Below are 3792 nucleotides of genomic sequence, written 5' to 3'. Positions count from 1 at the left end.
ATAGAGGGGGGCTTTAAGGTTCAACGGAGACGATGGGTTGTAGAACGAACATTTGGATGGCTTGGTAGAAATAGAAGGCTATCAAAAGAATACGACTTGCTTTGTTCTTCTACAGAGAATAACATTTACATGTCACTTAACAGACTACTCTTGCGCAGATTCTTTCCTCCTAATTAATTTGCGGATAAGCTCTTAGTATTATGAGTGATACAGAAAAATGAAGGAAGGAAAGAAAAGCGTGTGCAAGTGTGTCATATCTGGGTGTAATGCGCCTGAAATGGGTTCACTTGTTGAACATTCGCTCGACTAGAGTAGAGTGCTTTATAAAGAGCTGCATCAAATTCTCTGAGGTTCTTTCGCATGGATCGTATTAGGATAACGGCTTTGTTGCTGCCAGCATAATGAACAATCTCATCGGCATCGTAGCTTTTATTCGCCAATAGCGTTTTAAAGTCAAAATTCTCCATTAAATCAAGAGCTTTTGTATAATCAGAGCACTCACCAGGCGGTAGCATGAATCTGATGGGGTGCCTAAAGCATCCCATGCCAGCGTGGATCTTCGTGTTAAAACTGCCTTCTGAGTGCATCAGAGCTTGTTCTTGTGTACCATTACTGTATTTTTTTTCTGGCGCCCGCGGCGCGTTGATGGGCGCTAATCATTGTGGAATCAGTTATGATCCATTGCGTATCAGCATCTGCTGCAAGGGTATTGAAGATGATTTGCCACACACCGGCTTTGGACCATCGTATCAACCGTTTGTGAACCCTCGATTATTTCTCGTCAGATTTTGGAAAGGTACACTACACTTGCACCCTTGCGGGCAATCCACATCACAGGATTGATAAATTTCTGGTTATCGCGTTACCAGCACGTCCTGAATCTCCTTCTTTCCCAGGCAAACTTTCTTTTATTCCTTCCCATTGGTCATCTCGCATCCCTTGCAATCCTTACTCTTACAACACTTAAATATAAATGTCGGCACACTCTAATCCAGCTTGAAAATTCTCAAAAGAATCAGTGTCACCTAAACCATAAAAAATTTTGACTGATAAAGAAATTGTAGAATTTTTGTTATTGTGTTAAAATCGTAATTAATTATTTTGCTTGTAGAGTTTTTTGTATTGAACTTAAAAAAAGAATTCTCAGTAAATGTCAATACACTGTGCGAACATTCCAGTTGGGCGGCGCAAATTAAGAGCGTTCCCTGCGGACTGTTTGTTGTACCAACGCCTATTGGACACAGAGAAGACATTTCTCTGCGGGCTCTTGTCACATTAAACACTGTAGATGTCATTGTCTGTGAAGATACTCGGATAACGAGACCATTACTGCAATACTACGGTATTCAGTCACAATACATTTCTTATCATCAACATAATGAAAAAAGTAAATTAAACGCGGTATTAACTCTTGCACGACAACAGCGCATTGCATTGGTGAGTGATCGTGGAACACCCGGTGTTTCAGACGCAGGAATCCTCTTAATTTCTTCCTGTTACCAGGAAAATATCCCTGTACATATTATTCCTGGTCCCTGTTCCGTGATTCAGAGTTTTTTAGCTTCAGGATTTATCGAAAATAACTTTTTATTTTATGGATTTTTACCTAGAACAATTGGTGCGCAACGGAGCATTTTTGAGTCACTACACCCCATACCTATGGCGCTTATTTTTTTTGAAAGCCCATATAGATTAAAAAAAACATTAATGCTTATGGGAACAATCTTTCACCATCGACAGGCGTGTGTTTTACGAGAATTAACCAAACGCTTTGAAGAAATACAAAGAGGAACCTTTAGTACTTTGACAGAAATATTTGAAAAACGTCCTCCTAAAGGAGAGTGTATAATAGTTGTTGCAAAACCTTCTCCAAAAAAAACTACTGGTTAGATCGATTTTATCCATAGATTAATATTTTCAGCGAACAAAACAAAAGCCAGATATTGAATATCAAGCGTATCATACCTGGTTCCTAGGAGCCTGTAATCTTTTAACTTATTGATATTGAACATGAGGACAATTAAATTGCACTCTTTATACAACGTTTGATCATAGTATCGTGAGGATTTTTTCTCAGATCTTTGCAGTATAACAGCTTCAGCATCTACAAATTTTATAGCATATGTCCTTATATAGTAGTTTAGCTTGAAAATAGGATTTAAAAAAACTAAAGTAAGACCTTATATCATTTATTACATTGCGTAATGTTATGATTAATTCATCGTTTCATATGAGTTCAGAAGGTCTCAATGGTGTGCAGGTCGGGCCAATATGGCGTATGGCGATAAAAAAATTAGCCTGAAGCCAAGCAATTTCTTCAATTCTTGTGGCTTATAAGTGGTATGGAATGAGGCATGATCCATAATCAGGCTGAGGGGTTAGCGCTTTGATTCAACGCTGTTCTCCTCCCTCATGACTAAAAAGCATTGTATTGCAAGACCCGGTATAGGTGCTATGGATGGATTATTCCAGTGATACCATGGGTTTTTTCTAAGAGTTACCACACTACCCGTCACTTTTGATTTAGGAGGATTTTAGGAGTTGGTTTATCCATTTTAGAGCCTTTCGTAGGAAGTGAGCGAGGGAGTGTCGTAAGTTCATGAGGCCTTGTCGAAACACGCTTTTGAGGTGGCATTTGAGGGTTTTTTTCTAGGGTATTGTAGTGCCTAATCCCGAAAGATACGCCCCTAGTGTTGCCATCCCCAGAATAATCAGCAACGTCACTAATCGTTTATCATGCTTCATATGCGTTCCCTCCCAGTTGAAGCCAGAGGATTTGAGTTTTCTGAAGAGTTCCTCTATGGACCACCTGTTTTTGTAAGTGTCCAATATGGCTTTGGCCGTCACGTTTTGGTTGCTCATTACGATAAGTAACGCTCCATCCTCTTTACGCAGGCCCGCAAAACAAACCATGTGGCCATACATGGTCTTCTCAATCAGCCGGGTGTCCCCAATCGCCAGATGGCTAAAGTATGCTTCTATATAAAGATCTGCTTTGCCATAAGGCGTAAGGATATTGCCCTTTACCCAAATAAAATAACGGATCTTCAGGCGGCTAAGTTCCCTAAACCATTACTTGCCGACGAACTCTCGATCGGCAATCAACCGGTTTATACGCTTGAGGCCAAAGACCTTTTAAAACTCATCCAGAAAATCTAAACGTTCTTGAGTGTTGGAGTTTCCGGCTTTGCTAAGCTCCACAAAGAACAGGGGCAAAGATAATGTCTTGGAAATACGCCAGCTTAAGACCAGGCAGTGGATATCCTTCTTTCCAAATTACCAATTGGTACGATCTAGGTATAACTCAAAGAGGCCATGAAACCCAAGGGTGGTTACCAGAGCTTTAGCATATTCAGCACAGGATAACTCGGCACCTTTTAAAAAAACGCTCAACGCGGCGGATGGATGACTGGGAAATGGTGCTGTCCACAAAGTGGCTTAAGGCATGGTTGTTGGACGCTCCCACTATTCAATGTACCTAAAATAAGAGCTGAGAACGTTTCTTGTCTTGATGGGTGTAACGAAACATGGTTTGATAGCACTTGGATAAGGGATTTTAGTTTCGACATCTGACATACCTCTTGGTCGAGTTTATGCCAAATTTTAGGCTGTTTTCCCTTGTCCACAAAGCCCTTTTTCAAAAGTGACGGGTAGTGTGAAGAGTTACCACGCTCAGTGTTTCACTTCTCTTACCCCTTCTGTCTTTACAAAACGTCCTCTCTATACCAGGCGCGTCACTCTATACAAGACGTTCAGGCTCTACATACCCAAAGCAGTCTAAAAGCGCATAAC

Annotated in this window: 3 protein-coding genes and 2 pseudogenes; 3 read left to right on the top strand and 2 right to left on the bottom strand. The window is 40.7% G+C overall.

Annotated elements, in window-relative coordinates; genetic code table 11:
* Nucleotides 1-177: transposase (locus tag HCUR_RS05940; protein ID WP_165780568.1), on the top strand; the 177-nt coding region annotated here is incomplete at its 5' end.
* On the opposite strand, the pseudogene HCUR_RS10300 reads toward HCUR_RS05940, so the two are convergent.
* Nucleotides 170-936 (bottom strand): annotated as a pseudogene (locus HCUR_RS10300) (IS5 family transposase). The gene HCUR_RS05940 and the pseudogene HCUR_RS10300 overlap by 8 nt on opposite strands.
* 186 nt (nucleotides 937-1122) lie before the next feature.
* On the opposite strand from HCUR_RS10300, the gene rsmI reads away from it, so the two are divergent.
* Entirely contained in the window at nucleotides 1123-1890 is a 768-nt protein-coding gene (rsmI, locus tag HCUR_RS05930) for a 16S rRNA (cytidine(1402)-2'-O)-methyltransferase (protein ID WP_165780815.1), read from the top strand.
* 861 nt (nucleotides 1891-2751) lie between these two features.
* Here rsmI and HCUR_RS10295 read toward each other — a convergent pair.
* Nucleotides 2752-3015, bottom strand: a pseudogene (locus HCUR_RS10295) (transposase); the annotation flags it as partial.
* On the opposite strand from HCUR_RS10295, the gene HCUR_RS09645 reads away from it, so the two are divergent.
* Nucleotides 2914-3159, top strand: coding sequence for a hypothetical protein (locus tag HCUR_RS09645; RefSeq protein ID WP_243397298.1), 246 nt, complete (start codon nucleotides 2914-2916; stop codon nucleotides 3157-3159). The pseudogene HCUR_RS10295 and the gene HCUR_RS09645 overlap by 102 nt on opposite strands.
* Nucleotides 3160-3792: the final 633 nt, after the last annotated feature.

The sequence above is a fragment of the Holospora curviuscula genome (genome assembly GCF_002930195.1).
GTDB lineage: Bacteria > Pseudomonadota > Alphaproteobacteria > Holosporales > Holosporaceae > Holospora > Holospora curviuscula.
Note: the sequence above shows the minus strand (reverse complement) of the source record. Positions and strands in the feature narration are given on the sequence as shown.